Genomic DNA, 25,008 nt, shown 5'->3' with positions numbered 1-25,008 from the left:
TCCTGTCATCTCCATGCTTATATGGTGGTCCGTCGCTGTGATCAGCGTGGTTGCATTCCTGGCATTCTGCGTCACGCTCATGCCGAACCGGCGGTACAAGATTCAGGTGTCTTACGCTCCGGTGGGTGGAGCAATGGTCGCCTTGGTGGCCGGTTTTGTGAAGCATATGGATACGCATACATTGCTGGCGCTGTATTCGAGCGTGATGCTTGGAATCCTTCTGGGGCTGCTGGGGAATCGGCGAGAAATGAAGGAAAAAGCTCGGGATGTAGCGATCCACGGAAATCGCCCGGAGAACAGGGCATCCCGCAGGATTATGGTGCAGCTTCTGACCACGCTGACTGCCACGGGAGCGCTCGCGGCATGGCTCTCCACGGCGAAGCCGTGAACGGAATGTGGCCGCTGCGTCCGGCAGGGCCATGGCGAGGCTGTCGCCTTCTGGCTCCGGCGTTGCGTGACACGCCACGGCTGTCATCTCCCGTCCGCCCGTCCCGTCTGTTCGCCCGTCCCGTCCGCCTGCACAGGACGGGCGCCTGGCGCATCCCAGCCGTGGCGCTGGAGCAGCACCGCGACTCTGGTGTGAGACCGGTGCGTACCCCTCGTGGGCGGCCCGTGGCGGCACCGCCTGGCCGGGCGAAAAAGCGGAGGGCTATCATGTGAGCGCCGCCTAGCTCGAAAGATGAACCTGTGACTGTCAATGACGACTCGTTCACCAATTGGAAGCACCGCGAAGAGATCGCGGAGTCCATGATCCCGATCATCGGAAAGCTGCACCGGGAGCGTGATGTCACGATCCTGCTGCACAGCCGCTCGCTGGTGAACAAGTCGGTGGTGAGCATCCTCAAGACGCACCGATTCGCCCGGCAGATAGCGGGCGAGGAACTCTCGGTGACGGAGACGCTGCCGTTCCTCCAGGCGCTCACCGCGCTCGACCTGGGCCCCGCCCAGATCGACCTCGGCATGCTCGCCGCGATGTACAAGGCCGACGACCGCGGCCTGACCGTGGCGGAGTTCACCGCCGAGGCGGTCGCCGGCGCGACGGGCGACAACAAGATCGAGAGCCGGACGGGGCGCGACGTCGTGCTCTACGGCTTCGGCCGCATCGGCCGCCTCGTCGCCCGGCTGCTCATCGAGAAGGCCGGCTCCGGTAACGGTCTGCGGCTGCGCGCCATCGTCGTGCGCGGGGGAGGCGAGCGGGCCGGCGAGGATCTGGTCAAGCGGGCCTCGCTGCTGCGCCGGGACTCCATTCATGGCCAGTTCCAGGGCACGATCACCGTGGACGAGGCGAACAGCACCATCGTCGCCAACGGCAACGAGATCAAGGTGATCTACGCCGACGACCCCTCCGAGATCGACTACACGGCGTACGGCGTCAAGGACGCCATCCTCATCGACAACACCGGCAAGTGGCGCGATCGCGAGGGACTCTCCAACCACCTGCGCCCCGGCATCGACAAGGTCGTCCTGACCGCGCCGGGCAAGGGCGACGTCCCCAACGTCGTGCACGGCGTCAACCACGACATGATCAAGCCCGACGAGCGGATCCTGTCCTGCGCGTCCTGCACCACCAACGCGATCGTCCCGCCGCTGAAGGCGATGGCGGACGAGTACGGGGTCCTGCGCGGCCACGTGGAGACCATCCACTCGTTCACCAACGACCAGAACCTCCTGGACAACTACCACAAAGCCGACCGCCGCGGCCGCAGCGCGCCGCTCAACATGGTCATCACCGAGACCGGCGCCGCCTCCGCCGTCGCCAAGGCCCTGCCGGACCTGAAGGCCCCGATCACCGGCAGCTCCGTCCGCGTTCCGGTGCCGGACGTCTCCATCGCGATCCTCAGCCTGCGGCTCGGGCGCGAGGCCACCCGCGAGGAGGTCCTCGACTACCTCCGCAAGGTGTCGCTGACCTCGCCGCTCAAGCGCCAGATCGACTTCACCAGCGCCCCTGACGCCGTGTCGAACGACTTCATCGGCTCGCGCCACGCCTCGATCGTCGACGCCGGCGCCACCAAGGTCGACGGCGACAACGCGATCCTCTACCTCTGGTACGACAACGAGTTCGGCTACTCGTGCCAGGTCATCCGCGTCGTCCAGCACGTGTCGGGGGTGGAGTACCCGACGTACCCGGCGCCGGTGGCCTGACGCCGGGGCGCTGGACGCGACGCTGCCCGACCACGCGCCTGCGGCGGCGGCCCGGCTGCGACCGCCGCAGGCGCGGGAGCACGCGGGGGTGTGCGATGCTCCCGCCGCTGCCTGCCCCTGCTGGTCGATGCGCACGCTGGCCGCTGCTGCCCGCCGTGGCTTGAACTCTTCGGTTCTCGCTCACAGGTACGAGGGAATCCTGCTCCCACCACCGGAGGCCCACCGCGTCACACACCGCACGCCGTGGCAGCGGAAGGCAGGTACGTACGCCCATGGCCGACCTGGCGAGATTCCCCCCGTCCGCCCCGCCGCAGGATCTCATCGACGGGATCGAACGGCACGGCGTCGTCGTCGCGGAGGGCCTGCTCGCGCCGGGTCTGCTCGACCGCCTCAACGCCGAACTCGACCCGCTCCTCGAACGGCCGCCCCGGATCACGGCAAGGCGTTCCTCAACCCGACGCTGTCGGAATTCTTCGGCGAGCGGATCCGCCACCTCACCGGGGTCTCCGCCGTCTCCCGGGTGTTCGCCACCGAAGTACTCACGCACCCCGTGCTGCTCGCCGTGTGCGACGCCTTCCTCCTTCCCGGCCGCGCCCGCTACCAGCTGAATCTGGCGCATGTCATCGACCGTGGCCCCGGCGCGGAGCGCCAGTGGCCGCACCGTGACGAGGACAGCGAGGCCCGGCGCTGCCCCGGCCCCCGCGCCGTGTGGTGGTTACGATCCTGAAGCCCGCTTCCGCGACGCCACAGCGACCGGTATCTCGTACGGCTGCCCGATTCGGCGGCGGGCGCCCTACCGTCGCGGGGTGATGAAGGCGTCATTCACAACGTATCCATCCAGTCCGTGGAGCTCGCCGTACGCGATCAGGTCGCTGGTGCGGTTGATGAACCCGCGCCCCGAATAGTTGAGCGAGGTGTTGCAGAGGACGCTGAATCCGGTCAATTCGCCGAAGGAGGTCAGCAGCTCGGCGATTTCCGGGTTCGCCGTCGGGTCGACGGTCTGGGTGCGAGCTGTTCCGTCGACGTGCGTCACCGCCCGCAGTTCGCCGGACTCGACCTGGCTGAAGTACAGCATGTAGGGATCGGGGCCTCCTCCGCCGAACCAGCGGCCCGCGTCCCGCTCCAGGCAGATCGGGGCGATGGGGCGGTAGCCCTCGCGCTGCTTGATCTTGTTGAGCCTGGCTGTCGTCTCCACGGTGAAGGGGGCGGCCAGGATCGACCGGTTCCCGAGCGCGCGGGGACCGACTTCCCAGCGGCCTCGCGCCCAGCCGATGATGTTCCCGTCGCGGAGGCAGCGGGCGACCTCGTCGTAGCTGACCGGGCGGATTTCGTAGTGCTGCGGGTCGAATGCCATGTCCTCGACGAATTCGCCTCCCGCGTAGACGTCCCAGTCCAGGTCGGCCGACCCGGTGTAGAAGTGCTGGGCGTCGATGGCGGTCCCGATCGCGGAGCCGCTGTCGTTGGGGCACGGCGGGACGAAGACCGCGGGGAAGAGCCCGCACTCGCGCCAGCGGCGGTTCCACTCGCAATTGAGTCCGCAGCCTCCTGAGATGAGCAGCGGGAGGCCCTCCCTCAAGTGCTCGCGGGCGTATGCGTGGAACCGGTCGAAGATGGCGTTGGACAGGCGGGCCGCGAGGCTTTTGTACGCGTCTGATTCCACGCCGATGTTGTGGAAGGGGGAATCGGTCATCCGGTCTTTGAGGCGGCCGGTGATGACGTTCTTCTGGCCGAGGATGAAGTCGATGACTTCTTGTTCCGTCCGGGTCGCCGATCGATTGTCGGCGAATCCGGCCAGGGCCATCTGCTTGCCCGCGTCCTGGAAGCGGACGAATTCTTCGTGCGGACTGTACTTGGGGTCCGCGAGCGCGAAGCCGTAGGAGTACTTGTTGCCCGGGTAGTTGAGCACCTCCTTGAGATGGGTCACCTGCCCGCGCTCGTCGATGCGGTAGAACGAGCCGATGTTCCCCTCCCACACCAGGCTGTAGAAGGGCTGGTCCCGACGGAATGCCGACATTCCGTAGGACGTCATGATGTGGGAGCGCTCATGCGTGGAGGAGAAGGCGCGCACGTTCTTCCCGAAGAACCGGCCGGCCTCGTCCGAGATCGTGGACTCGCCCACACCGTAGTACCCGGCACGCGAGGGCTGGTCGGTGGCCTGGGTGCCCTTGATCCAGCCGCTCAGGGCGACGACGTCGGGCTGTTTGTCCAGCCGGTCCGCGGCTACGGCGAACACCTCGGCGGTCAGACCGCTGTAGCGGACGAACGAGTCCTTCTCCGCCTCCAGCGAGAAGAGCAGCTTGCCGTCTTCGACGGCTGCGATCGCCCCGTCATGGCCTTCCTTGAGGGAAAGAATCAGCATGATGGTCCTTTTCTCTGCGTAACGCCGCCGAAGGTGGAACCGGGCGGGTCCGAAAGGGCTTTGAGAGCGAGTTCATGCAACTGAGGGTTTGCGGACAGGGCGCCGGTGCCGCTTTGGGGCGAGGCGCCCAGGAGGTCGGTGCAGATACCGCCGGCTTCTTCCACGAGGATCTGTAGGGCGGTGATGTCCCAGGGGTTCACGACTGGTTCGGCCGCGATGTCGAGGGTGCCTTCGGCGACCATGCAGTGTTGGAGGAAGTCTCCGAAGGCGCGGTCCTCCCAGCATGCTTCGGCCAGGCGCAGATATGCCTCACGTGAGTGGAAGGTGTCCCAGGTGCGAGTGCTGGTGGTGGACAGGTAGGCGTCGGCGAGGCGGGTGTTGCCGGAGACGTGCAGGGGCAGGGGGGTGCTGTCGGGCGCCCCGCGGCGCAGCCAGGCGCCCTGTTGGACCGCCGCCCACCAGCGGCTGCGGAGGGCGGGGGCGCTGACCACGCCGACGCTGGGCCGGCCGTTCTCCAGCAGGGCGATCAGTGTGGCCCAGACCGGTACTCCGCGCAGGAAGTTCTTGGTGCCGTCGATGGGGTCGACCATCCATGTGCGCCCGGCGGTGACGGAGCCGCCGGTCTCCTCCCCGGCGAAGGCGTCGTCCGGGCGGGCGGAACTCAGTGCCTCGCGTACGGCCGTTTCGACGGCGGTGTCCGCGTCGGTCACGGGCGTACGGTCCGGCTTCTCGTGGACGCGCAGGTCGCGGGCTCGGAAGCGACGGCCGGTGATGCTGTCGGCGATATCGCCGAGTCGCAGGGCCAGTTCGAGATCATCCTGTCGTGACATGGAGCGCCTCACCGCACACACCGTAGGTTTCGGGGGCTCGGCCCTTGGCGGTCCGGGTGGAGCGCCGCGGGCTGCGGGATCACTGCGGGTGCAGTTCGAGCAGGTGGTACTCCATGACCCCTACTTCCTCGATCCGGCGCACGCGGTGCAGCAGTTCGACCCGCAGGCCGGCTTCCCCGGCGAAGGCGTCGAGCCGTTCGCGGTCGCCGAGGTCGGCCGTGCCCAGCAGCAGCCTGCCGCCGTCGGCCAGATGATCATGGGCGCCGGCGAGGTAGCGGGCGTGGCCCTGGTAGCCGGGGTCGAAGACGGCGGAGTGCAGATCGGTGGAGAGGGGGAAGCCGTCCTCCACGTAGGTCCAGGGCACGTTCCAGAAGATGGCGTCGAAGCGCTCCGCGGGCTCAAGCGCCGCGTACATGTCGCTGTGGAGGACGCGTACCCGGTCGCTCACGCCGTGCCGCTCGGCGTTGGCGACCGTGTTGGCCACTGCCTTCTCGTTGATGTCCAGCGCGGTGACAAAGGCGCAGCCGTCGAGCGCGGCGGTCACGGAGATGACGCCCGTGCCGCAGCCGACCTCAAGGAACGAGCCGCCCTTGGGATAGGGCACGATCGAGGCCATCACCTCGGTGGCGGCGCCCAGGGTGCCGGGGAAGACGCCTCGGTGCAGGTCCCATTCCCGCCCCAGCAGGGTGAAGGAGTCCGGCAGGTCGTCACCCGCGAGGGCGTGCCGCAGGACTTGGGCCACGTCCTCGGGAGACTCCTCAATGGTCATGTTCTCCACCTCTTCGGTCGGTCGTGTCGGTCGTCTTCGGCGGGGCGGGTCGTCTCTTCGGCGGCGTGGGTCATCGGGGCGGGTCGGCCGCGTACCGTACGAGCGTTTCGCGATGGCGGCCGATCTTGCGGAAGGCTTCGGCGTACTGGCCGATGAGCGTGGTGTCCTCGGGCCAGTTGGTGAAGGTGGGCAGGGACAGCGCGTGCTGCTCGACGTGTTCGGCGTGTGAGCCGGTCTCCGGTGCGGTGCCCTTCTTCGGCGTTCCGGGGAAGAGGGGGTTCTCCGGGTCGGTGTAGAGCGGCAGGGTCGACAACCGGGGGCCGGAGGGGGCGCCCACTTCCATGCCTTCGGCGCGCAGCGCCTCGATGAGTACGGAGCGTGGGACGCCGCCCAGTGCGTCGGGCCGGTAGAGCGGTTTGTAGCCGTACCAGGCGCCCATGTCCACGTGGTCGGCGACGTGTACCGGCTCCAGGTAGGTCACGTCGCGGAGCTGCTCGCTGAAGTGGCGCAGGCAGCGGTGCCGGGCCTCCTTGCGTGCCGGGAACGCCGCGAGCGCGTGCCGGGCGACGATGGCGTTGAACGGCGACATGCGCAGTTTGAGTCCGAAGCCGGTGACCCAGTGCGCGCGCAAGTCCTCGTCGAGGACGGCGTCCCGGGAGCGGTCCCGGTAGTGCCCGAGGAGTGTGGCGAGGTCGTGGACATGGGTGTCGCTGGTGACGAGGATGCCGCCCTCGCCCGCGTAGACGGCTTTGTTGGCCTGGAGGGAGAAGACCGCGGCATCGCCGAAGGTGCCGACGGGCTTGCCCTTGTAGCGGCTGCCGTGGGCGTGGGAGCAGTCCTCCAGCACGCGCAGCCCGTGTCGTTCGGCGATCGGCAGGATCGCGTCCATGTCGCAGGGGTGGCCCCATTGGTGGACGACGGTGATGACCTTGGTGCGTTCGGTGAGCGCGGCTTGGAGCGCTTTGGGGTCCAGGCCGCGGGTGTCGGGGTCGATGTCGGCCAGGACCACGTCGCCGCGGAGCGCGAAGACGGGGCTCAGCGCGGCGTGGTAGGTGAGCGCCGGGCCCACGACGTCCACGCCGTCGCGGACGCCGAGCGCGAAGTAGGCGGCGAAGAGTGCGCTCGTACCGGAGTTGAAGGTGACCGCGAAGCGGGCTCCGCCGTCCAGAAAGGCCAGGAAGTCGTCCTCAAGCCGGCCGATGGGACCGCTGTTGCCCTTGATGGAGATGTCGGTGTTCCGCTGCTCGGCCAGTTCGGACAGCTCCGCCTCGTCGGCGGGGGGCGGCCAGACCTCGTGCGGCAGCGGCTGTCCGATGGCGGGCGCGCCTCCGAGGAGGGCGAGTTGTTCGGTGGTGGTCATGTGTCCTGCCTGCTGTCGCGGCGGGTGGGCTCGGGCCCGGGGCGTCGGGCCTGGTCGATATGTGTACGGCCGAAGAGGCGGTGCGGAGCGCGTTGCGCGGTGATCTCGCTAGGCCCGCCGTACTCGGTGGTGAGAAGGGCGGAGGCGCCGGTGTCCACGGCGCCTTGTTTCAGGCGCACCGGTCGGCGAGCTCGTTCTGCTCACGCAACCGGTCCCGGTAGATCCCGTCGATGGTGCGCACGGCGGCGAGTTGACGCTGGAGATGGTCGTGCCGGTAGTAGCGGTCGTCCAGGTGCCCCAGATAGTGGACGATCATGGAACGTACGGCGTCGGTCTTGGTGCCTTCCCAGGCGTAGCGCTCCAACGGCAGCCCTCCTCCGATGGAGTGCAGGGTGGCCGCCCCGGGGATGACGTTCAACGCGCCCTCCGTACCGAGCACGCAGAGGTGTTCGGCCTTCTCGTAGTTGTGGCGTGAGATGCGCAGCGAGCCCGCCAGCCCTGTTGCGGGATAGCTGCACGTGAGGCTGACGAGATCCTCCAGTCGACGGTCCCGCATCTCCTGGTATTGGTACATGAAGGCGGAGTGCACCCGAGGGGGCTCGGGTTCGGGGAACATTCCGCTGAGTACGTCGATGAGGTGGTAGCCCATGTCGAGGAGCACACCGCCCATCGCCTGCTCCCTGGACGCGCGCCAGCCCGTGGTCGGATGAGCCAGGTCGAAGTGATAGTCGTAGGAGAACCAGTAGGGTTCCCCGATCCGTGCGAGGTTCTTCTGGGCGAACTGGAATACGGGGTTGAAGTTCCGCTGCAGCAGCGTGAAGACGCTGCGGTCGGCTCGTTGCGCCAGCTGTATCAGGTCCCGGGCTTCCTGCTCGGTGACGGCGAACGGCTTCTCCTTGATGACGTGCCTGCCGTGCGCCAGGAGTTTCGTGCAGACCGGGAAGTGCTCGCTATGCGGCACGGTGACCACCGCGGCGTCGAAGTCGACTTCTTCGAGTGCTTCACCGAGGATTTCGCAGTGCGGGAATCCCCATTCGTCGGCGAGTGATGAGGCCGCCGGGGCGGGGTCGACGCCGCCGACGATATCCGCACACTCCCGCACGATCGGCAGGTACTCCTTTCCTTGATGTCCGGCGAACCCGATCACCAGTACTCGCGGTCGCGGACGTACGTTATTCAACCTGTCTCTGGCCATGCGGAATATCCCCTCGCGAAATTTCATTTGAGGATGATGCGGGAAGCCAGAAGAGGCTCGTTGAGGTCCCGGTCGGACTCGTGGCCGCAGGCGGTTCAGGGAGTTTTACGGCTCTTCCCGGAGGCATCGGCGAGCCAGGAGTGTGCTGCGGTCACGATGTCCTTGATAAAGGTGCCTTCGCCGCGCAGCGCGTTCTCGTCGAGCAGTGAGACTTCCTCGGCCGCCACCCAGGCGAACTCGGTGTGCTTGTCCCATTCGAGTTCAGGCGACGAGAGGTCCCCGTCCACCTCGACGACATAGTCCGACTCGATGTGCCGTAGTCCGTTCGCCGTCCACTCCTCGTGCGCCACCCGGGCGAGCACTCGGCCCAGCCGCCACCCGGTCTCCTCCGCTATCTCCCGGCGGAGCGCGTGGAGGAGGGATTCCCCTTCCTCCACGGCTCCGCCGACGACATCCCAGCATTCAGGGAAGAGGCGACGGCCGGCCGAGCGGCGCTGGACGAAGATCCGGTCGTGCGGGTCGCGGATCAGCGCGCCCACCATCCGTCGGGGTTCGGTCACGTCGGCCCCCTCAGCCGCCGCCGGCGGGTTTGCGGGCCGTGGATGCCATGGCCGGGAGGGGCTGATGGGGAAACTGGGCGGGGGATGAGGTCCCAGACGGACCTTCAGTCACACGCCTTCTTTCACGGAACCAGCTGACCATTCTTCCCTCATTTCACCTGCACGTAAAACTCGCGTGCACTACACACCAGGTAAAATATGTATAGAGTCGAACAATCCGCACGGCGACATTGGGGCGGCCGGAATTCAGCGGATTGTGATCATTGCCGGGCCTAAAATTCCTCCCTGGACACTACGCCGGAATCCTGGGAGGCGCATGGGGCCACACGAGGCTTCGGACGCCTCAACTTCTCCTTGACACCACGTCGACTCGCGCGTTGCGGGGTGCGGTCCGGTGGTTGCCGCGTATCCAGCTGGGTGCGGGTGTTCGAGTGGCCCGCGCAGATTCGCGGGCCACTCTCGTCCCGGTCTGCCTGCTCCCTGGGCGAGAGGTTTCCTCATGGGAGTCACGCAAGACTTCGGACGCCTCAACATCTTCTTGACATGTCGTCAACTCATAATGTCAAGGGGTATGGTCCGGTGGGCACCGCGTTTCCCTCCGGGTGCAGGTGTTCGGGTATCCAGTGCCGGTCCGCGGGCCGCTATCGCCTCGGTCCACCTGCCGCGCGGGCGAGGAATTTCCTATCGCGCTTCCCCTAAACCATTGTTTTCTGCCACCGTTAGCCGTTTCGTTGTCGTGTATGTTGGCCAGATTCGCCACTCATCGTGGCCCGGCGGCGCCGCCCGTCCACCACATCGACGCGCAAGAGACGACCTCGATGGCCTGGACCGCCTGGACCGCCTGGACCGCCCGGGCCGCGACCGCGACAGCATCCAGAACGTCGCCCCTGCCTGTCGGCGGGGCCTGCGGCAACACCTCCTGCTCTCCCGAGCGGGCCCTTCGTTCAAGGGCGTTCACGGGCGGCGGGCGACCAGGAAGACATAGCCGATCTGTGGGAGCGCACCGAACCGGGGAAGGGAGCGAGTGGAGTTGAAGAACTCGTAATGGGGGTCATCGACGGAGGGCGCGACACCGTCGAAGGCATCGGCGAACGCCTGGTAGGTGCGCTGGACTTGCTCACCGATGTCGTTGAACTCCACCACCTCCAGACCGGCCCGGCCGAGGGCCGTGCGGAGCTCCTCCGGTCCGGGGAACGAGGGGGACTGGAACGCCCGGCACGTCTGGCAGACTGTCTCCGCGGCCTCCCCGGTCACCGGTGACCGGAGCAGTACATCGGTGATGACCAGCGGGCTGCCGGGCCGTAGGGTCCGGGCGATCTCGGTGAGGGCGGCGGCCCGGTCGCTGATGTGCATCATGGACTCGATCGCCCAGGCGCCGTCGAAGGACGCGGATTCAAAGGGCAGTGCGCAGGCGTCCGCGTACCGGAAGTCCACCCGGTCGGCGAGCGCGCTGGCGTCCGCCCGGGTTCGGGCGAGGTCGATATCCGGTTCGCTGACGGAGATTCCTGACACGCGGGCGCCGGTGGCCCGGGCGATGCGCAGGGCGGGCCGTCCGGTCCCGCAGCCGACGTCCAGCAGGCGCCGACCGGGTGCGGCGGCCAACCGCCCCGCCACGAGGTCGGTGAGCCGGTCGGTGGCCTGGTCGAGCGAGCGGTCGTCCGCGGCGCTGTCCCAGTAGCCGACGTGGATGTTCCCGTCGACGGCCGCGCCGTCCGCGCTCTCGGTCTGCTCGTCGTAGAGCCGGCCGTCGTCAGGCGACGACGGGACGGTGTGGTGCGCGGATGGGTCGTTGGTCATCGAGACCTCCCGAGCATGAGGGGTGTGTCAGCTGGTGATGAGGCCCGTCTGCCGCGATTCGCCGAGTGAGCGGTCAAAGGCTTCCAGGGCTTCCAGGGCTTCCTGGGCGAACGCGATGTGCTTGTCCGCGTGGACGCTGCCCGAGAGTAGAAAGGCGTGGAACGTCGGCAGATACACACCGTGCGTCCGCAGCCGGCAGGCCGGTGCCGCGGGCACCTGCCGCGTCGACACCGTGGAGGGCGCCCCTGGAGCGCTGGAGCCTCTTGCGGGTGAAGGCGGGGGAGAGGAATGAGCGGTTGGCCCTCAGGCCGGCTGTGCCCGGACAGCCTGCTGCCGGTTCGGGTGCATGGGCGGGGCCTGCGGCGCCGAAACGGGAGTTGGCGAACGACTGATCACTGATCCGCAGTGCGGCGGGGACACCGCGTTTGACCGCCTTCACCGCTACGGGAGCGCCGTCCTTCAGGGGCGTGCGGTGCACCAGAGCCATAGAAGCACTCGCCACAGAGTGGGGGGCGAAGTAACCGAAGACGCGCGTGAGACGTCCGCCGCAAGCCCTCTTCGGTTGACGTCTGACGGTGGTGGTGGGCATCGAGTGACTATTTTCCTGGAGGGCGCGCAGTTCGTCCAGAGTGCCCGAGGGGGGTCAGTCGCGACGGCCGGCGGGATCTGCCCGGCCTTGGTCGCCATGGGGCCGGGCAGTGTGCAGAGGCGGCGTAGCCGGCGATCGGGCTGCCTGTCCCGGTCAGTCCTTGGCAGGCGCGTTGATCTTCTTCACGCACATGTCCTTCACGCACATGTCCGCCATGCACACGTCTTTCATGCACACGTCGAGGCCAACGGATGCCGGAGGCATGCCGGTTACGGCCCGGCCCTCCGCGTAAGGAGGCCTCGCAAAATGATCTTAGTGAGGCACAGTGGATGGGGTCGGCCGCTTGTGTCGTAGCCCCTGCACCATCGGAGACCCGCGTGCTCGACTGACGTCATGGAAGCGGTAACAGGAAGCGTCATAGCCGTGCTGGGCACGTTGTTCGGAGCCGCACTCACCCACAGGTTCCAACGGAGGGCGACCGCCGACGCCGTGCGCTTCGCACGGGACGAGCAACTGCGCCAGGAGCGATTGGACGCCTACGCCAGGTACGGGGGCGCACTCATGAACTACCGGCGCAGCGTGATGAACCACTGGCTCGCGCAGCAGGAGCGGCGATCGGACGAGGTCCAAGAGGCTCTGACTCAGGAGTCCTACCGTCAGCGCACAGCGGCTCAGGAAGCCATGTTCAGGGTCGAGTTGCTCAGTGACGATCCGGTGCTCATCGAGGCGGGTCGGGATGCGCTGGAACGGATGTCCGCGATTCGTCAAGCGCGGTCAGGTGAGGACTTCACCCAGCGGCGTAACGCCACACACGCGTTGATCTACGAGTTCATCACCTCGTCCAAGGCCCAGCTGTCGGGGCGGGATTCCCGAACTTGAGCTGCGGACAGGAGCCTCGCGCGCCCAGGTCGACCTGCGGCGGGCGGGCCGTGCGGACAAGGCGGGACTCCGCCGCGTCCCGGCCCAGCTCGGCCAGCCGGTTCAGGAACCGCTCGGAGACCGCCAGTTCCTCCCGTTCGGCCTGGACCTCCTCTGGCTGTTTGGCCAACTCCACGGCGAGCAGGTCCAGTTCACTTCGGGGGCGTGTGATCCGCTCCAGATCCTGCGTCCCCGCATCCTTCAGGTGCGTCGGCCGCCGACCAGCGCGAGCACGGGAAGAGTGCGCACGTCAGCCCCGCTACCTGCAACTGCACAATGAACAAGGCTAATTGGCTGCCGGTTCTCGCGACAGTCGTCCGGGGCCGGGGCCGGGGCCGGGGCCGGGGGCTGCACGATCGAGCAAGCCGAGTTCCGCCAGGCAGCGCGGCCGAACTCCTCACGGCAGTAGGGTAGGGCCACCGCCAGCGGGTATGTCCCAGTCACGGTCGGCTCATCGCGCTGCCGAGGCCGTCGCCCCCGGTTCCGAGGCGCCGAAGCCGTTCAGGGAAGGGCCAGAAATCATGCACCGACCTGCGCAGTACCACCTGCTTCTGCTGCCCGACGGAGCGTGGGACACGGTGGAATGCCTAGCCGCCATGATCCGCCACCACGCCATCGCATCCACCATCATCATCGATGTATCAGCGGTGGACCGGCTGAACATCGATGCTCTGGCAATTCTGGTGCGCAAAGCCATGCGGCTGCGCTCGGTCGGCGGGGAGCTGTTTCTGGCAGGGCCCGCCCCGGCCGTACGCAAGCTCATCGAGCGCACCGGAAGCGGGTGCCTGCTGCACACCCTGCCCAGCAGCGCCGCCGCCGTGCGCCACCTCACCCGACATGGCCGCGTCTGGCACCAGGTCAGCCTGGCGAACGGGCAGGGCACCCTCTTCACCGACCTGCGCGAGCCTGTCTGAGCCGAATGTCAGGCGGAATCCGGGTGCCGGCGCCGAGCGGCGAAGAACAGACCGACACGGTGGGGCCGCTGTCCGGGGCGTAGGCCAGGCGCAGGTTGTAGTTCAGCGTGCGATGGGCGGAACTGCCGTGGCGGGGAAGTAGCGATCGAACATTAGGGAACTCCCGGCTACGGGGCCTTTGCGCTGGACCGCCGCCACTGAATTCCCGCGCGCTGACCGTGCCATGGAAGAACTTTGACTTGTGCAGTGCACTGTTTTCGTCAACGGTCGCGTCTCCGGTCACGAGGCGGTGTGGCGTGACTGCGGACTTCGCGGCGCTCCGTCTTCGCGGCGCTCCGTGAGCTCGCGGCCAACTGGCATGACGTGTGTGCTGCCCGGCTCAGGACCCGGTGGTTCTCATGTGTGAAGCCGTGAGGGCAGGACAACCCGACGGCGGGTCGATCACGGAACCACCGCTCGTCGGCCACCGCTCGTGGTTTTGGGGCGCATGGTTCCTGTGTGTTGAACTGAGGAATGTTCGAGGGTTCCTCGGGCACGAGTTGATCTGACGCGGCTGGTCCGGCCCAGGTCCGGCCCCTTACGTGAGGAGATATGTATGAAGGCATGGCGCAAGCGAATGGCCTACGGCCTGACTGTCGCTGCCGCCGCAGTCGCGATTCCCCTGGCGGCCGGCACCGCCTCGGCCGCGAGCTGGCACGACGTCGCCGGCGGTCCCGAGATGTACCCCAACATGGCCGCGTGCAAGGCGGACATCCCCGAGGCGAAGAAGCACTACAAGGACGCCACCTGCGTCGAGAACAACGGGCGCGTCTCCCTCTGGGCGCTGTACTGATGCCGTAGCCACCGCACGCACCGGGCCCTCTCCCGCTTCGCGCCCGCCGGCGAAGCCCTGAGCACCCCGCAGGCGGGGGAGCGGCGGCGCCACCGGTCCGGGACGTCGATCGATCTCGTACCGGGGCACGCCGCGCTGAAGCCGGGGCCGGGTGTTGCCCCAGGCCGCGATGACGATGCCCTGGCGTCCCGCGCCGGAGATCCGTGTACCTGAGCCTTCAACAATGTCCGCGCCAACCGAGCGGAATGCGGCAGCTTCGAAGGAGTTGAAGCACTTTCATCGAAAGCTCCGTGACCGCCCTACCACCCCCGTAATCTCCTCGACTCCAGCACAGGCGGGGCGACCCGACCTTCCGAGGGAGCCTTGAGGGGATTTCCGTGACCGTACGTCACGTTGCGCCGGGCGGGTTCCCGGACGACGAGGGAGCCGATGATTTCGTCCGGGAGTTCCGGCAAGCCGTGGCACCCGCCGAGCGGGAGTCGCTGGCGCACACCCCGCCACTGATCATTCTGGACGTCCAGAGCGACGACACGGAGTACGACGGCCGGGTCCGGCGGGTGCTCGGCGAGTTGGAGGACTCCCTAAGGGGCGGCGGGGACCGGAAGCTGGTCCCCTACACCCTCGTCACCGCCGTGGACGACAGCGACCTGCTCAGCGGTACCGCCGCCCGGGGGCTCGCCCTCGGCCTGCCCAAGAACATGACACCGGATCGCCTTCCGGGCTTCTGGCCCCTGTGGGACTCCGTCTCCTACATGCGGCAGCACGCCGGGGACCGCAGCGCGCCCGGCGCGCACGTCCTGCGCGACCACGCCCACGAGCAGCTGCGCCTGCACCGCGGACAGCGGCGTGAGGGACGGCTGCAGGTCTTCCTGTGGGCGCTGGGCGGCAGCGCCGCCCCCCCCGGCCGACGGACTGCGCGGCTGGCTGCTCGGCTCCGTCTGGCACGGCATCACCCGGACCTTTCCGCGCTGGTGCTGGGAACGGCGCAAGATCCGCCTGCTGGTAAGCCCCGGCCGCTTCTCGCGCCGCGGACGCCGTGGCTGGCTGGGCAGCGTTCTGGGCACCACCGGCGGCTCCGAAACCGTGTTCGCGGTGATGGACGAGGTGGCCGACCGGCAGATGCCCCGCCTTCTTCTGCCCCCTGAGCACGAGCGGCACCAGGAGTCGCTGCTCGCTCTCGACCAGCTCCTGACCCGCGCCCTGCTTGAGGACCTGGCGAAACCCCGGCTCGGCGGCCGGCTGCCACAGCGCCGCCGCAGAACCGCCCGACCGGTCCTCCTGGTCCCTCTCCCCCGGCAGGGGACCCCGGGAGCACAGGCCGCGGAGCGGTTCCTGCACGCCTACCACCAGGAGCGCGCCACTACCGCGGGGGAGCCCGGCCCGCTCGTCATCGCGGTCGGACGGCCGTCGCGGCAGCTGGTGAGGGACCTGGACGAGCCACCGGAGAGCACCCTCCGGCAGGCGGGAGAGCTGCTCCACCAGTCGGCGCGGGGCCTGGCCCTGGTGGGGCTGAGTGAAGAACCCTTCGGCCGGGAGGGGATCCTCATCCGGCCGAGCTCTCCCAGGAGGTTCAGGTTCAGCTGGCGCACCGTCGCCACGGGCGTGACAAGCGGCGTCTCCGCGCTCGCGCTACTGCTCGGCACGGCTGCCTTCGAACTCTCACCCTCGCCCGCCTCTCACGACTGCATCGGCGGCGACACACCGGTCGCCGGCGCCCCGTATGCCCAGCCCGTCACCCTCCGCCCCAAGCAGTGGTACGACGAGGCACTCGCGAAGATCCGGGAACAGAACGAGCGCGCTGAGAAATTCGCCCGTGAGGGCCGCACGGTCCGTACCATCGTCTCCTTCATCTCCAGCGAGCCGGCCTCCGAGACGGAGACCCTGTTCGACGGGACGGTCTCGGATCTGCGCGGCATCGCGATGTGGCAGGAGAAGCTGAACAAATACGCGGGCTTCGACGACCAGCGCGTACCGCTGCGGGTCGAGGTGCGGACCACCGGTGAGGGCTTCGTGGATGCGAAGGAGAAGGCCCGCAAGCTGGTCGACGAGGTCCAGAACGGGCGTCCGGCCAGGGACTACGAGAGAGTCATCGGCGTTCTCGGCTTCGCCCAGAGCAGGGACTCGACCCGGGACGCCCTGGACATCCTCGAAGCGGCGGGGCTGCCGGTGATCGGCACCACCACCACCGCCGACGAGATGCTGGTGAACGGAATGTACTGGCCTATCGCCCCCCTCAACAGCACCCAGGCACGGATCGGGGCGGACTTCGCGGAGGGCTCGCCCGTGGTGGCGCGCGCCTCCGGCGGCTGTGAACCGGCCGGGAACGCGGTGGTGATCGAGAGTTCGGCGGACCTGAACAGCCGGAGCCTCGCGCAGAAGTTCCGCCAGAATTTCCACGGGACGCAGCAACTCATCGACTTCTCGCAGACCGGCGACTTCGGCGCTACGCCCGCCAGCACTCCGCAGTTCAAGGACGCGCGCAGCCTCGCCGAAACGGTGTGCGAGGAACTCCGCACGAACGGACCGTCCATCGTGTACTGGTCGGCGCGGACCCGAGACTTCGCGGCCTTCATCAACGCCTTGGACAGCAAGGGGACTTGTACGCACAAGGACCTGACCGTGCTCGGCCAGGACGAGTTGACCAACGTAGCGCTCACCGGTGCCCTCAACGACAAGGACTGGCTGCGGCTGTACTACACCGGGTTCCGGATACCGGCCGACGACCGCCTCGCCGACCCCAACACCAAGCAGTTCGCCGCCGCATACAACCAGTTCGTGTCCGGTGGGGCCGAGAATGACCCGTGGCACGACAACGCGGACACCGCGGTGGCATACGACGCGTTCCACGTGCTGTCCACGGCCGCCGACATGGCCCTGTCCGACCAGGGCGGCGTCAACCCGGACGCCATGATCACGGCGCTCAGGACCGGGATCACCTTCACCGGGGCAACGGGATACATATCGTACGACGATGGCACCAATCAGCCACCGCGAGACAAGACGCTGGTGCTGCTGCGGCAGACAAAGCACGGACCAGTCGTCGCGGTCGCGTGCGGGGCGTACCGGAGGGGCGAGTCGAGCCAGAAGCAGGGACCGCCGTGCAGTGACTGACAGATCACCATTTCCTGCCACTACGCGGGTTCGACTCTGCCTCACGTCGGTGCGCGAGGCGGCGTCGCCGTCGACGCGGTCTTCGCATAGTCATAGCCCGGGCGACTGGGAGCTGCCCGATCCTGGCCCAAAGTCCCAGAGAAGTCCCAGAGGCGCCGCCGCACCCCTCCCGGCCCGCATGCGTGCAGGCCAGGTCGGGCGCGGCGGCCTTCGTTGTTCAGATGTCCCGGAACGTCTCGATCTGGGCGCCGATCGAGTTGAGGCGTTCCGCCAAGTCCTCGTAGCCGCGGTTGATCACGTACACGTTGCGCAGGACGGACGTGCCCTCGGCCGCCATCATCGCGAGGAGCACGACGACCGCGGGGCGCAGGGCCGGCGGGCACATCATCTCGGCGGAGCGCCAGCGGGTGGGGCCTTCCACCAACACGCGGTGGGGGTCGAGGAGTTTGACGTCGGCGCCGAGGCGGGTGAGGTCGGTGAGGTAGATGGCGCGGTTGTCGTAGACCCAGTCGTGGATGAGGGTCTGGCCCTGGGCGGCGGCGGCGATGGCCGCGAAGAAGGGCACGTTGTCGATGTTGAGGCCGGGGAACGGCATCGGGTGGATCTTGTCGATCGGGGCGCGCAGCTTCGAGGGCCGTACGGTCAGGTCGATCAGCCGGGTACGGCCGTTGTCGGCCGGGTATTCCGGGGTGCGCTCGTGGTCGAGGCCCATTTCCTCCAGGACCGCGAGTTCGATCTCCAGGAACTCCACCGGCACCCGACGGATCGTCAGTTCCGACTCCGTCACCACGGCCGCCGCCAGCAGGCTCATGGCCTCCACCGGGTCCTCCGACGGCGCGTAGTCCACGTCGCGGTCGATGTGGCGCACGCCGTGCACGGTCAGCGTCGTGGTGCCGACGCCCTCCACCCGTACGCCCAGCTCCTCCAGGAAGAAGCAGAGGTCCTGGACCATGTAGTTGGAGCTGGCGTTGCGGATGACGGTGACGCCCTCGTGCCGGGCCGCGGCCAGCAGCGCGTTCTCCGTCACCGTGTCGCCGCGCTCGGTCAGCACGATGGCTCGGGTGGGGGCCACGGACCGGTCGACCTCCGCGTGGTACGTGCCGTCCGTCGCCGTCACCTCCAGGCCGAAGTGGCGCAGCGCCGTCATGTGCGGCTGGACGGTCCGGGTGCCGAGGTCGCAGCCGCCCGCGTACGGGATCTTGAACCGGTCCAGGCGGTGCAGCAGCGGGCCGAGGAACATGATGACGCTGCGGGTCCGGCGGGCCGCCTCGGTGTCCATGGCGGCGAGGTCCAGTTCGGCCGGCGGCACGATCTCCAGGTCGTTGCCGTCGTTGATCCAGCGGGCCCGTACGCCGATGGAGCCGAGCACCTCCAGAATCCGGTAGACCTCCTCGATCCGGGCCACCCGGCGCAGGGTCGTGCGGCCCGCGTTGAGCAGCGTGGCGCAGAGCAGCGCCACGCACGCGTTCTTGCTCGTCTTCACGTCGATGGAGCCCGAGAGCCGGCGTCCGCCGACTACGCGCAGATGCATGGGCCCCGCGTACCCGAGGGAGACGATTTCACTGTCGAGCGCTTCACCGATTCGGGCGATCATCTCAAGGCTGATGTTCTGGTTGCCGCGCTCGATGCGATTGACCGCGCTCTGGCTGGTGCCGAGAGCCTCCGCGAGGTGCGTCTGGGTCCATCCCCGGTGCTGTCGGGCGTCGCGGATGAGCTTGCCGATGCGGGCGAGGTACGCGTCTGTCATGCGCCAGACGGTATCTCAGATATGAGATTCCTTCCTAATCGACTGTTGTTCTACTACTATGCGAACAACGGGAGGTTCAACATGACTTTTTCTCGCGCGTCGGCACCGGTCGTCACGCCTCGCAGCCCCTGGGTCGCCGTCGCCGCGGCCCTGCCCTTCCTGGCCTCGGCCCTGGTCGTGGGCGGTGTCTACTTCGCCTTGCGCGCCCGGCTCCCCGACCCCATGGCCACCCATTTCGGCTCCGGCGGCGAACCCAACGGATTCACCTCATTGGGTGCCATCTTCTGGGTCCCGCTCATCGCCCTGCTGTTCGTCGGCGCCGTATTCACCTCCCTCCACTACCTCTCCAGCGCCACGCCCCTCGCCCAGCGCGGCTTCATGGCGATCGGCTACGGGCTCGCCACGCTCCTCGGCTACCTCTTCGCCGCGCTCTTCCACACCAGTGCCGACATCCCCGACGCGTCGGACGTGAGATTCCCGCTGTGGCAGATCGGCATCTCCCTCGGTCTGGCGGCCGTCGCCGGGGCGATCGGCTGGTTCATCGCCAGGCTCGTGCCCGCGCCCGCCCGCCCCGCACCGCAGGAGGCCGCCGCGCCCCGGCCCGCACGGCTGGGCCTCGCCGCCGACGAGCGCGCCGCCTGGACGCGCACCATCGGCTCCGCCCCCGTCGCGCTCGCGGGCGGCGCGGCGTTCTGCGCCGGCATCGTTCTCATGCTCACCGTGGGGTCGGGCCCCGGCCTCACCCTGCTCATACTCGGCCTCACCGCCGCGATGTTCGGCACCGTCCGCGTCACCGTCGACCAGCGCGGCCTCAGCCTCGCCCCGCGCGTCGTCCCCCTCCCGCGCGTCCACATCCCCCTCAGCCGCATCGAGGAGGCGCGCGTCCGCGACATCCGCGTCTTCAGGGACTTCGGCTGGGGCTACCGCGTCCGGCCCGGCGTCAGCGGAGTCGTACTGCGCTCCGGCGAGGCCATCAGCCTGCGGCTCGCGACCGGCAGCGAATTCCTCGTCTCCACCGACGACGCCGCCACCGCCGCCGGCCTCCTCAACACCCTCATCGACCGGCGGCCCGCCTCCTCGGGCCCGGGCAGTAGGAGTTGACGTGCTCTTCCGCGTCGACCCGGGCTCCCCGCTCCCGCTCGGCGACCAGATCGCCGGCTGTGTCCGCGGCGCCATCGCCGACGGCACGGTACGTACGGGCGAACGCCTGCCCGCCGCCCGCGAACTGGCCCAGTCCCTCGGCGTCAACGTCCACACCGTGCTGCGCGGCTACCAACGCCTGCGCGACGAGGGACTGTTGGAACTCCGCCGCGGCCGAGGCGCCGTCATCACCGCCGGCGCCTCACCGTCCCGCGCCCGCCTCGTCGAGGGGGCGCGGGACCTGGTGGCCCAGGCGCGCGATCTCGGACTCGCCGATGACGAGATCCTGGCGCTCGTACGGGCCGGACTCGCCCCGGGGTGAAGGACCGGACGCCGCCCCGCCGAACCTGAACGGAGACGGCGTCACGTGACGTACGCTCACCAACGCCCGTACGGGCGTAGCCAGGCGTACGCGTTTCATGCCCGTCCCATCAACCCGGACCACTAACTCTCTTTGACTTGAGCTGAGTTCGCTGGCGAGGCGCGGTGCATTCAGCCCTCATGTCGCGCAGCGGTCTGTTCGGGCATGTCGTCGGGGGCGGACGCGAGTGCGCCCTTCCGGCCAAGTACTGCCGTGCCCGGTGATGGGCCGTCATCATGCGTGGATGGACTGGAATCCGATGAACGGGACGCCGGCCGTCACGCGGCTCGCGCGGTACACGGGGAGCGAGTTCGACGAGATCAGAGGGGACGTCGTCGACCCCTTCGAGGTCAAGGGGTCCGGTCTGGTCTGGCGGCCCACGGAGGAGCACTTCGGCATCCGGCTGGACGGCCGACTGGTGGCGCACGCGGGGTGCGTGCCGGTGCCGTTGGCGGTGGGCGGCGCCGGGATACGGGCCATCGGCGTCGGCAGCGTCATCGTCGCCCCCGGGCAGCGGGGGCGGGGGCTGGCCCGTTCCGTCGTGGCGTCCGCGGTGGAGCACGGGCGCGGGCGGGGGCTGGAGCACGGGCTCCTCTTCTGCCGGCCGGACCGCGTGCCCGTGTACGAGCGGCTGGGGTGGCGGCTGCTGGAGGGCGACATGCGGGTGGAGCAGCCCGGCGGGCCGATCGTCATGCCGCTCCGCTCGATGTGGCTGCCGCTCCGGGAGGGGGCGGTATGGCCGGGCGGACCGATGCGGCTGCTGTCCCTGCCGATGTGACGGAAGCGACTGAATGCCATGTGGGCAAAGAAATTTGATTAGCCATCAGGTATCGCCCTCGTGCGGCCGCGCCCGGACGCGGGTACCGTCGGCGCGCATGACGCCTACTCGTACCCGACCTCCTTACGAGGCCGACGAGCGGAGCCAGCTCGTCGGCTGGCTCGACATGCAGCGCGCGATCATCCTGTGGAAGTGCGACGGACTCTCCGAAGAGGACGCCCACCGCCCGGTCCTGCCGACCTCGCCCCGGATGACGGCGGCGGGCGTCGTCTCCCATCTGCGCTGGGTCGAACACTGCTGGTTCGAAGTGATGCTGCTGGGCCGGCCGGCCGAGGGGCCGATGTTCGACGACGGCGTCGAGGACGCCGACATGGCGGTCGACGGCGTCCCGCTCGTACAGCTCCGCGCGGAGTACGAGCGGCAGTGCGCGCTGTCGAACGAGACCATCGCGGCCCACTCGCTGGACGACACCGGCCGGAACACGCAGTTCCGTGCCGGTGCCGCGAGCCTGCGGTGGATGCTGCTCCACATGATCGAGGAGACCGCCCGGCACGCCGGCCACTTGGACGCCGTCCGTGAACTCCTCGACGGCGAGAAGGGCTACTTCTGAACTGGCCCGTTCGCTGCGGTGGTTCGGTGCGGTGATTCGCCCCGGTGCCCCGGTGCCCCGGTGCTCCGGTGCGGTTGTCGGCCGGTGGGCTGACGGCGAGGGGCGGCGGGCGTCGGCGGATCAGTCCTGGGTCGAAGCGATGCGGCCGAGGAGGGCGGCCAGTTCGGCGGGGGCGGACAGGAAGGGGGAGTGGCCCGTGGCGATGCGCTGGACGGCCCCGGCGCGTTCGGCCATCTTCTCCTGCATCGAGGGCTGGAGCGCCTGGTCGTGTTCGCAGAGCACGTACGTCGAGGGCACGGTCCGCCATGCCGCCTGGGTGATCGGCTCGTGGAACGACCGCAGGCTCTGCTCGACCAGTTCGCCGATGGCGCGCTCGGCCATGTCGTCGGGCACGTCCTGGTACAGCACGGGGCGGGGGTCGGCGAAGGCGAACGCGGGGCCTTCGAGGTCGTCGGTCTGCGGGGCGCCGTGCATGCCGCGGATGGACTCGCCTTCCTCGGGCACGTAGGCCGCGAGGTAGACGATGCGGGCGACGTTCGGGTGGCCGGCCGCCGCCTGGGTGACGGGGAAACCGCCGTAGGAGTGGCCGACGACGACCACGGGGCCCGGTATCCGCCGCAGCTGCGCGGAGACCTCTTCGGCGTCGGCGTACATGCCCGCGCTGGGCGTCCCCTGCGGGCCGGCGCTGGGCAGGGTCACCGTGCGGGACTCCCAGCCGTCGGCGGTGAGGGCGTCCTGGAGCGGCGCCCAGCAGGTGGGGCGGTGCCAGGCGCCGTGAACGAGGAGGAAGGTCGGGCGGGGTTCGGCAGCGGACATGGTGGTGCTCCTGAGGTTGTGCCAGGCTTACTGTTAAGTTGACAGTAAACCTGCCAACCTGTGTGGGGCAAATCCCGGGCCCGTACGTCGGACATGCCAAAATGGGGTCAGCATGAGAGGTGGAATCAGCGATGCCCCGAACGCCGCCGCGCGTCGAGACCGTCAGCGACGCGCATGAGGGGCGGCTCGAATACGCCCTGTGGCAGGTGAACCGGACCCTGCTGAAGACCCTCGACGACGAGCTCAAACCGCTCGGCCTCACCATGGGGCAGTTCGGCGCGCTCAACCGGCTCGCGGCACGCGGCCCGATGTCCGCCGCCGACCTGGCCCGCGACGCCGGGATGCGCCCGCAGACGGTGGCGCAGAGCGTGACCGTGCTGCTCAAGGCGGGCCATGTGCACCGCCGCCGCCACCCGGTCCACAAGCGCGTCCTGCTCATCGAACTGACCGACCAGGGGCGCCGGGTCTGGGAGGACGCCGAGCGCCGGGTCGGCGCGGTGGAGCGGCGCATCCGCGAGGCGCTCGGCGAGCGATGTCATCAGGACATGTGCCGCGACGCCTGGAAGATCGTGGACGCGTTCGGCGGCCTGCCCGACGAGGCCGGTGACGGGTAACTCCCGCCCGTGCTGCCCGACGAGGCCGATGCCGGCACCCCCACGCCGACCGCCGAGTTCATCGACTACTACAAGACGCCCCGGTGGACCGGCACCCCCGGTCCACCGGGGACGTGGTCACCCACAGCGCCGACCTCCTCGACCAGTTCGACTCCTTCGCCGACGTCGCGAAGATCGCGCCTCGCCCCCTGCTCATGATCGCCGGGACCGAGGCCGTCACCCGCGGTGTCTCCGAAAAGGCGGTGGCCGACAGCCCCGGCAACGCCGAACTGTACCGAGAACGGCGGAAGCACCTCGCCTGAGAACGGCGGAGCACTTCGCCTGAGAAAACGGCGCGGGGGCGGGCCGTTCCCAGCCGGCGCGGCTCCGCGCGGCCGGTCCGCCGTCTTCGGGACCCTCGGGCCGTTTACAGGTCGGCGACGCGCCACACGCCGATCGACTTGTCGGCGAAGTCGTGCTGAACGTGAACGCCCGACCCGCCGCCCTCCTGGGCCACGTACACCTCGGAGCAGTTCTCGTTGATCAGGTGGCTCGGGGCGGGAAGGGAGAACGGCGCGCGGCAGAGGTTGAGCGAGCGCCAGCCGCCGGTCTCGATGTCGGCGGCGTTGTCGGTCCTGCCGGTGAAGGTGGTGGCCGCGAAGTACGTCGAGCCACTGCGCTTGACGTTCTCCAGGGCTTTTCGCACAGCGGCATCGCTGAAGTGCACCAGGCAGTCTCTGGAGAAGATCATGCCGACTCGCGGAAGCGGGCTCCGCGTGATATCGAGGACGCGGAATTCGCGGCCTGGCCGCGCGAAATCACGTTTGTTCCGCTCGACGACTTCCGGGACGAGATCGGCTCCGATGTAGGAGTCGATCCCGAGGTCCAGCCGGGACATCCAGTAGAAGTCCCCGCAGGGAATGTCGAGAAGAGTACGGACGCCGAGCCGCGCGATCAGCTCGGGAAGCTCGGAGCGGAGGGTGGCGGTCTGCGTCAGATTCGAGCCGTTGCCCGAACGCGACGCGTCCCCGTCACCGCCTCGCCTGGCCGTACGGCCTTCGTTACCGTCTCCGTCCTCGCCGGCGGCTCCGCTCTCGCCGCCGGGGAAGAGGTTCCACGTGTCGCTGTCGTACAACTCGGTGAAGACATCTTCCATCGTCCGTTCCGATGGGGAGCCGGGAGAGTAGCGAACGCCGGGGGAGGAGAATCCGCGATTCATGTGGCTCATGTCGACCCTTCAATGGAGGTTTATGAACTGAACCGCCGCTCGGAAGGTTTCTACAGAATGAATCGATGCCCGAACAGGCTCTCGTGGCTCCGTGAGCTTGTCAACGGCACGTGATTTCGCCGCCAGAAGCGGTCAGAAGTTGTAGGGCTTCTTGGTGTTCCAGTTCAGGACGTCGGCTTCGTTCCAGTTGAACTGGGGGTTGTCGCCCTTGGTGTCGACGGAGTAGGAGGGGCCGTTGTGGCCGTCTGTGCCGCGCAGGGCGAGGGCGAAGGTGTTGGCGGTGTGGTGCTTGGAGCCGTAGTCGAAGAGGTTGACCGCGCTGTAGGCCTTGCCGCCGGGCTGGAGCGTGATGTGCTTGC

General features: G+C 68.5%; 25 protein-coding genes and 2 pseudogenes. 14 read left to right on the top strand and 13 right to left on the bottom strand.

The features are described from left to right. Positions 1 to 37 precede the first annotated feature (37 nt). The 3 genes from AB0I22_RS13690 (at position 38) to AB0I22_RS13680 (ending at position 2,869) form a co-directional block, all read left to right on the top strand. The gene (locus AB0I22_RS13690; RefSeq protein ID WP_363130934.1) at positions 38 to 388 is read left to right on the top strand and encodes a hypothetical protein; all 351 of its coding nucleotides are present in this window, start codon (positions 38 to 40) and stop codon (positions 386 to 388) included. Between the two features lie 299 nt (positions 389 to 687). Beyond that, positions 688 to 2,142 carry a glyceraldehyde-3-phosphate dehydrogenase gene (locus tag AB0I22_RS13685; RefSeq protein ID WP_363130933.1) on the top strand — a complete coding sequence of 485 codons (1,455 nt, stop codon included), beginning with the start codon at positions 688 to 690 and terminating at the stop codon, positions 2,140 to 2,142. 520 nt (positions 2,143 to 2,662) lie between these two features. Next, positions 2,663 to 2,869: a hypothetical protein gene (locus tag AB0I22_RS13680; RefSeq protein ID WP_363130932.1), complete on the top strand. Its 207-nt coding sequence runs from the start codon at positions 2,663 to 2,665 to the stop codon at positions 2,867 to 2,869. 66 nt (positions 2,870 to 2,935) lie between these two features. Here AB0I22_RS13680 and AB0I22_RS13675 read toward each other — a convergent pair whose 3' ends face one another. The 9 genes and pseudogenes from AB0I22_RS13675 to AB0I22_RS13635 form a co-directional block, all read right to left on the bottom strand. Then, positions 2,936 to 4,501 carry a carbamoyltransferase C-terminal domain-containing protein gene (locus AB0I22_RS13675; RefSeq protein WP_363130931.1) on the bottom strand — a complete coding sequence of 522 codons (1,566 nt, stop codon included), beginning with the start codon at positions 4,499 to 4,501 and terminating at the stop codon, positions 2,936 to 2,938. After that, entirely contained in the window at positions 4,495 to 5,331 is an 837-nt protein-coding gene (gene hisN / locus AB0I22_RS13670) for a histidinol-phosphatase (protein WP_363130930.1), read from the bottom strand. Before hisN ends, AB0I22_RS13675 begins: the two co-directional genes overlap by 7 nt. Before the next feature lie 79 nt (positions 5,332 to 5,410). Next, the gene (locus tag AB0I22_RS13665; RefSeq protein WP_363130929.1) at positions 5,411 to 6,100 is read right to left on the bottom strand and encodes a methyltransferase; all 690 of its coding nucleotides are present in this window, start codon (positions 6,098 to 6,100) and stop codon (positions 5,411 to 5,413) included. A 70-nt stretch (positions 6,101 to 6,170) separates the two neighbouring features. Beyond that, positions 6,171 to 7,460, bottom strand: coding sequence for a DegT/DnrJ/EryC1/StrS family aminotransferase (locus AB0I22_RS13660; RefSeq protein ID WP_363130928.1), 1,290 nt, complete (start codon positions 7,458 to 7,460; stop codon positions 6,171 to 6,173). Positions 7,461 to 7,629: 169 nt separating this feature from the next. After that, the gene (locus AB0I22_RS13655; protein ID WP_363130927.1) at positions 7,630 to 8,655 is read right to left on the bottom strand and encodes a Gfo/Idh/MocA family oxidoreductase; all 1,026 of its coding nucleotides are present in this window, start codon (positions 8,653 to 8,655) and stop codon (positions 7,630 to 7,632) included. Between the two features lie 95 nt (positions 8,656 to 8,750). After that, entirely contained in the window at positions 8,751 to 9,215 is a 465-nt protein-coding gene (locus AB0I22_RS13650; RefSeq protein WP_363130926.1) for an NUDIX domain-containing protein, read from the bottom strand. 954 nt (positions 9,216 to 10,169) lie between these two features. Continuing rightward, on the bottom strand, positions 10,170 to 11,012 hold the full coding sequence (locus AB0I22_RS13645) for a methyltransferase domain-containing protein (RefSeq protein WP_363130925.1): 843 nt from the start codon (positions 11,010 to 11,012) through the stop codon (positions 10,170 to 10,172). A 27-nt stretch (positions 11,013 to 11,039) separates the two neighbouring features. Next, positions 11,040 to 11,243: a hypothetical protein gene (locus AB0I22_RS13640; RefSeq protein ID WP_363130924.1), complete on the bottom strand. Its 204-nt coding sequence runs from the start codon at positions 11,241 to 11,243 to the stop codon at positions 11,040 to 11,042. A 187-nt stretch (positions 11,244 to 11,430) separates the two neighbouring features. Then, positions 11,431 to 11,631 (bottom strand): annotated as a pseudogene (locus AB0I22_RS13635) (AarF/UbiB family protein); the annotation flags it as partial. Positions 11,632 to 11,994: 363 nt separating this feature from the next. Between AB0I22_RS13635 and AB0I22_RS13630 the strand changes: the two are divergent. The 5 genes from AB0I22_RS13630 (at position 11,995) to AB0I22_RS13610 (ending at position 17,376) form a co-directional block, all read left to right on the top strand. Continuing rightward, complete coding sequence (locus AB0I22_RS13630) at positions 11,995 to 12,480, top strand: hypothetical protein (protein WP_363130923.1); 486 nt, start codon at positions 11,995 to 11,997, stop codon at positions 12,478 to 12,480. Between the two features lie 560 nt (positions 12,481 to 13,040). Beyond that, positions 13,041 to 13,433 (top strand): STAS domain-containing protein, encoded by a 393-nt coding sequence (locus AB0I22_RS13625; protein WP_363130922.1) that lies wholly within the window; start codon positions 13,041 to 13,043, stop codon positions 13,431 to 13,433. A gap of 595 nt (positions 13,434 to 14,028) precedes the next feature. Continuing rightward, entirely contained in the window at positions 14,029 to 14,265 is a 237-nt protein-coding gene (locus AB0I22_RS13620) for a hypothetical protein (RefSeq protein ID WP_363130921.1), read from the top strand. Positions 14,266 to 14,642: 377 nt separating this feature from the next. Next, the gene (locus AB0I22_RS13615; RefSeq protein ID WP_363130920.1) at positions 14,643 to 15,410 is read left to right on the top strand and encodes a hypothetical protein; all 768 of its coding nucleotides are present in this window, start codon (positions 14,643 to 14,645) and stop codon (positions 15,408 to 15,410) included. Further along, the gene (locus AB0I22_RS13610) at positions 15,358 to 17,376 is read left to right on the top strand and encodes an ABC transporter substrate-binding protein (protein WP_363130919.1); all 2,019 of its coding nucleotides are present in this window, start codon (positions 15,358 to 15,360) and stop codon (positions 17,374 to 17,376) included. Before AB0I22_RS13615 ends, AB0I22_RS13610 begins: the two co-directional genes overlap by 53 nt. A gap of 217 nt (positions 17,377 to 17,593) precedes the next feature. On the opposite strand, the gene AB0I22_RS13605 is transcribed toward AB0I22_RS13610, so the two are convergent. Beyond that, positions 17,594 to 19,123, bottom strand: coding sequence for a UDP-N-acetylglucosamine 1-carboxyvinyltransferase (locus AB0I22_RS13605; RefSeq protein ID WP_363130918.1), 1,530 nt, complete (start codon positions 19,121 to 19,123; stop codon positions 17,594 to 17,596). A gap of 81 nt (positions 19,124 to 19,204) precedes the next feature. Between AB0I22_RS13605 and AB0I22_RS13600 the strand changes: the two genes are divergently transcribed. From AB0I22_RS13600 to AB0I22_RS13585, 4 genes are all read left to right on the top strand, one after another. Continuing rightward, the gene (locus AB0I22_RS13600; RefSeq protein WP_363130917.1) at positions 19,205 to 20,224 is read left to right on the top strand and encodes a DUF1648 domain-containing protein; all 1,020 of its coding nucleotides are present in this window, start codon (positions 19,205 to 19,207) and stop codon (positions 20,222 to 20,224) included. A 1-nt stretch (position 20,225) separates the two neighbouring features. Beyond that, positions 20,226 to 20,585, top strand: coding sequence for a GntR family transcriptional regulator (locus AB0I22_RS13595; RefSeq protein WP_363130916.1), 360 nt, complete (start codon positions 20,226 to 20,228; stop codon positions 20,583 to 20,585). A gap of 283 nt (positions 20,586 to 20,868) precedes the next feature. Continuing rightward, positions 20,869 to 21,402 (top strand): GNAT family N-acetyltransferase, encoded by a 534-nt coding sequence (locus AB0I22_RS13590; RefSeq protein WP_363130915.1) that lies wholly within the window; start codon positions 20,869 to 20,871, stop codon positions 21,400 to 21,402. 97 nt (positions 21,403 to 21,499) lie between these two features. Then, on the top strand, positions 21,500 to 22,012 hold the full coding sequence (locus AB0I22_RS13585; RefSeq protein WP_363130914.1) for a DinB family protein: 513 nt from the start codon (positions 21,500 to 21,502) through the stop codon (positions 22,010 to 22,012). A 120-nt stretch (positions 22,013 to 22,132) separates the two neighbouring features. On the opposite strand, the gene AB0I22_RS13580 is transcribed toward AB0I22_RS13585, so the two are convergent. After that, entirely contained in the window at positions 22,133 to 22,828 is a 696-nt protein-coding gene (locus tag AB0I22_RS13580) for an alpha/beta hydrolase (RefSeq protein WP_363130913.1), read from the bottom strand. Positions 22,829 to 22,959: 131 nt separating this feature from the next. Here AB0I22_RS13580 and AB0I22_RS13575 point away from each other — a divergent pair, with 131 nt between their 5' ends. Next, the gene (locus tag AB0I22_RS13575; RefSeq protein ID WP_363130912.1) at positions 22,960 to 23,442 is read left to right on the top strand and encodes a MarR family transcriptional regulator; all 483 of its coding nucleotides are present in this window, start codon (positions 22,960 to 22,962) and stop codon (positions 23,440 to 23,442) included. Positions 23,443 to 23,525: 83 nt separating this feature from the next. Continuing rightward, positions 23,526 to 23,744, top strand: coding sequence for a hypothetical protein (locus AB0I22_RS13570; protein ID WP_363130911.1), 219 nt, complete (start codon positions 23,526 to 23,528; stop codon positions 23,742 to 23,744). 104 nt (positions 23,745 to 23,848) lie between these two features. Here the strand turns inward: AB0I22_RS13570 and AB0I22_RS13565 are convergent, their stop codons facing one another. Continuing rightward, positions 23,849 to 24,577: a class I SAM-dependent methyltransferase gene (locus AB0I22_RS13565; protein WP_363130910.1), complete on the bottom strand. Its 729-nt coding sequence runs from the start codon at positions 24,575 to 24,577 to the stop codon at positions 23,849 to 23,851. A gap of 204 nt (positions 24,578 to 24,781) precedes the next feature. Beyond that, positions 24,782 to 25,008: pseudogene (locus tag AB0I22_RS13560) on the bottom strand (hypothetical protein); the annotation flags it as partial.

It is taken from the genome of Streptomyces sp. NPDC050610 (assembly GCF_040654875.1).
Classification (GTDB): Bacteria; Actinomycetota; Actinomycetes; order Streptomycetales; family Streptomycetaceae; genus Streptomyces.
Note: the sequence above shows the minus strand (reverse complement) of the source record. Positions and strands in the feature narration are given on the sequence as shown.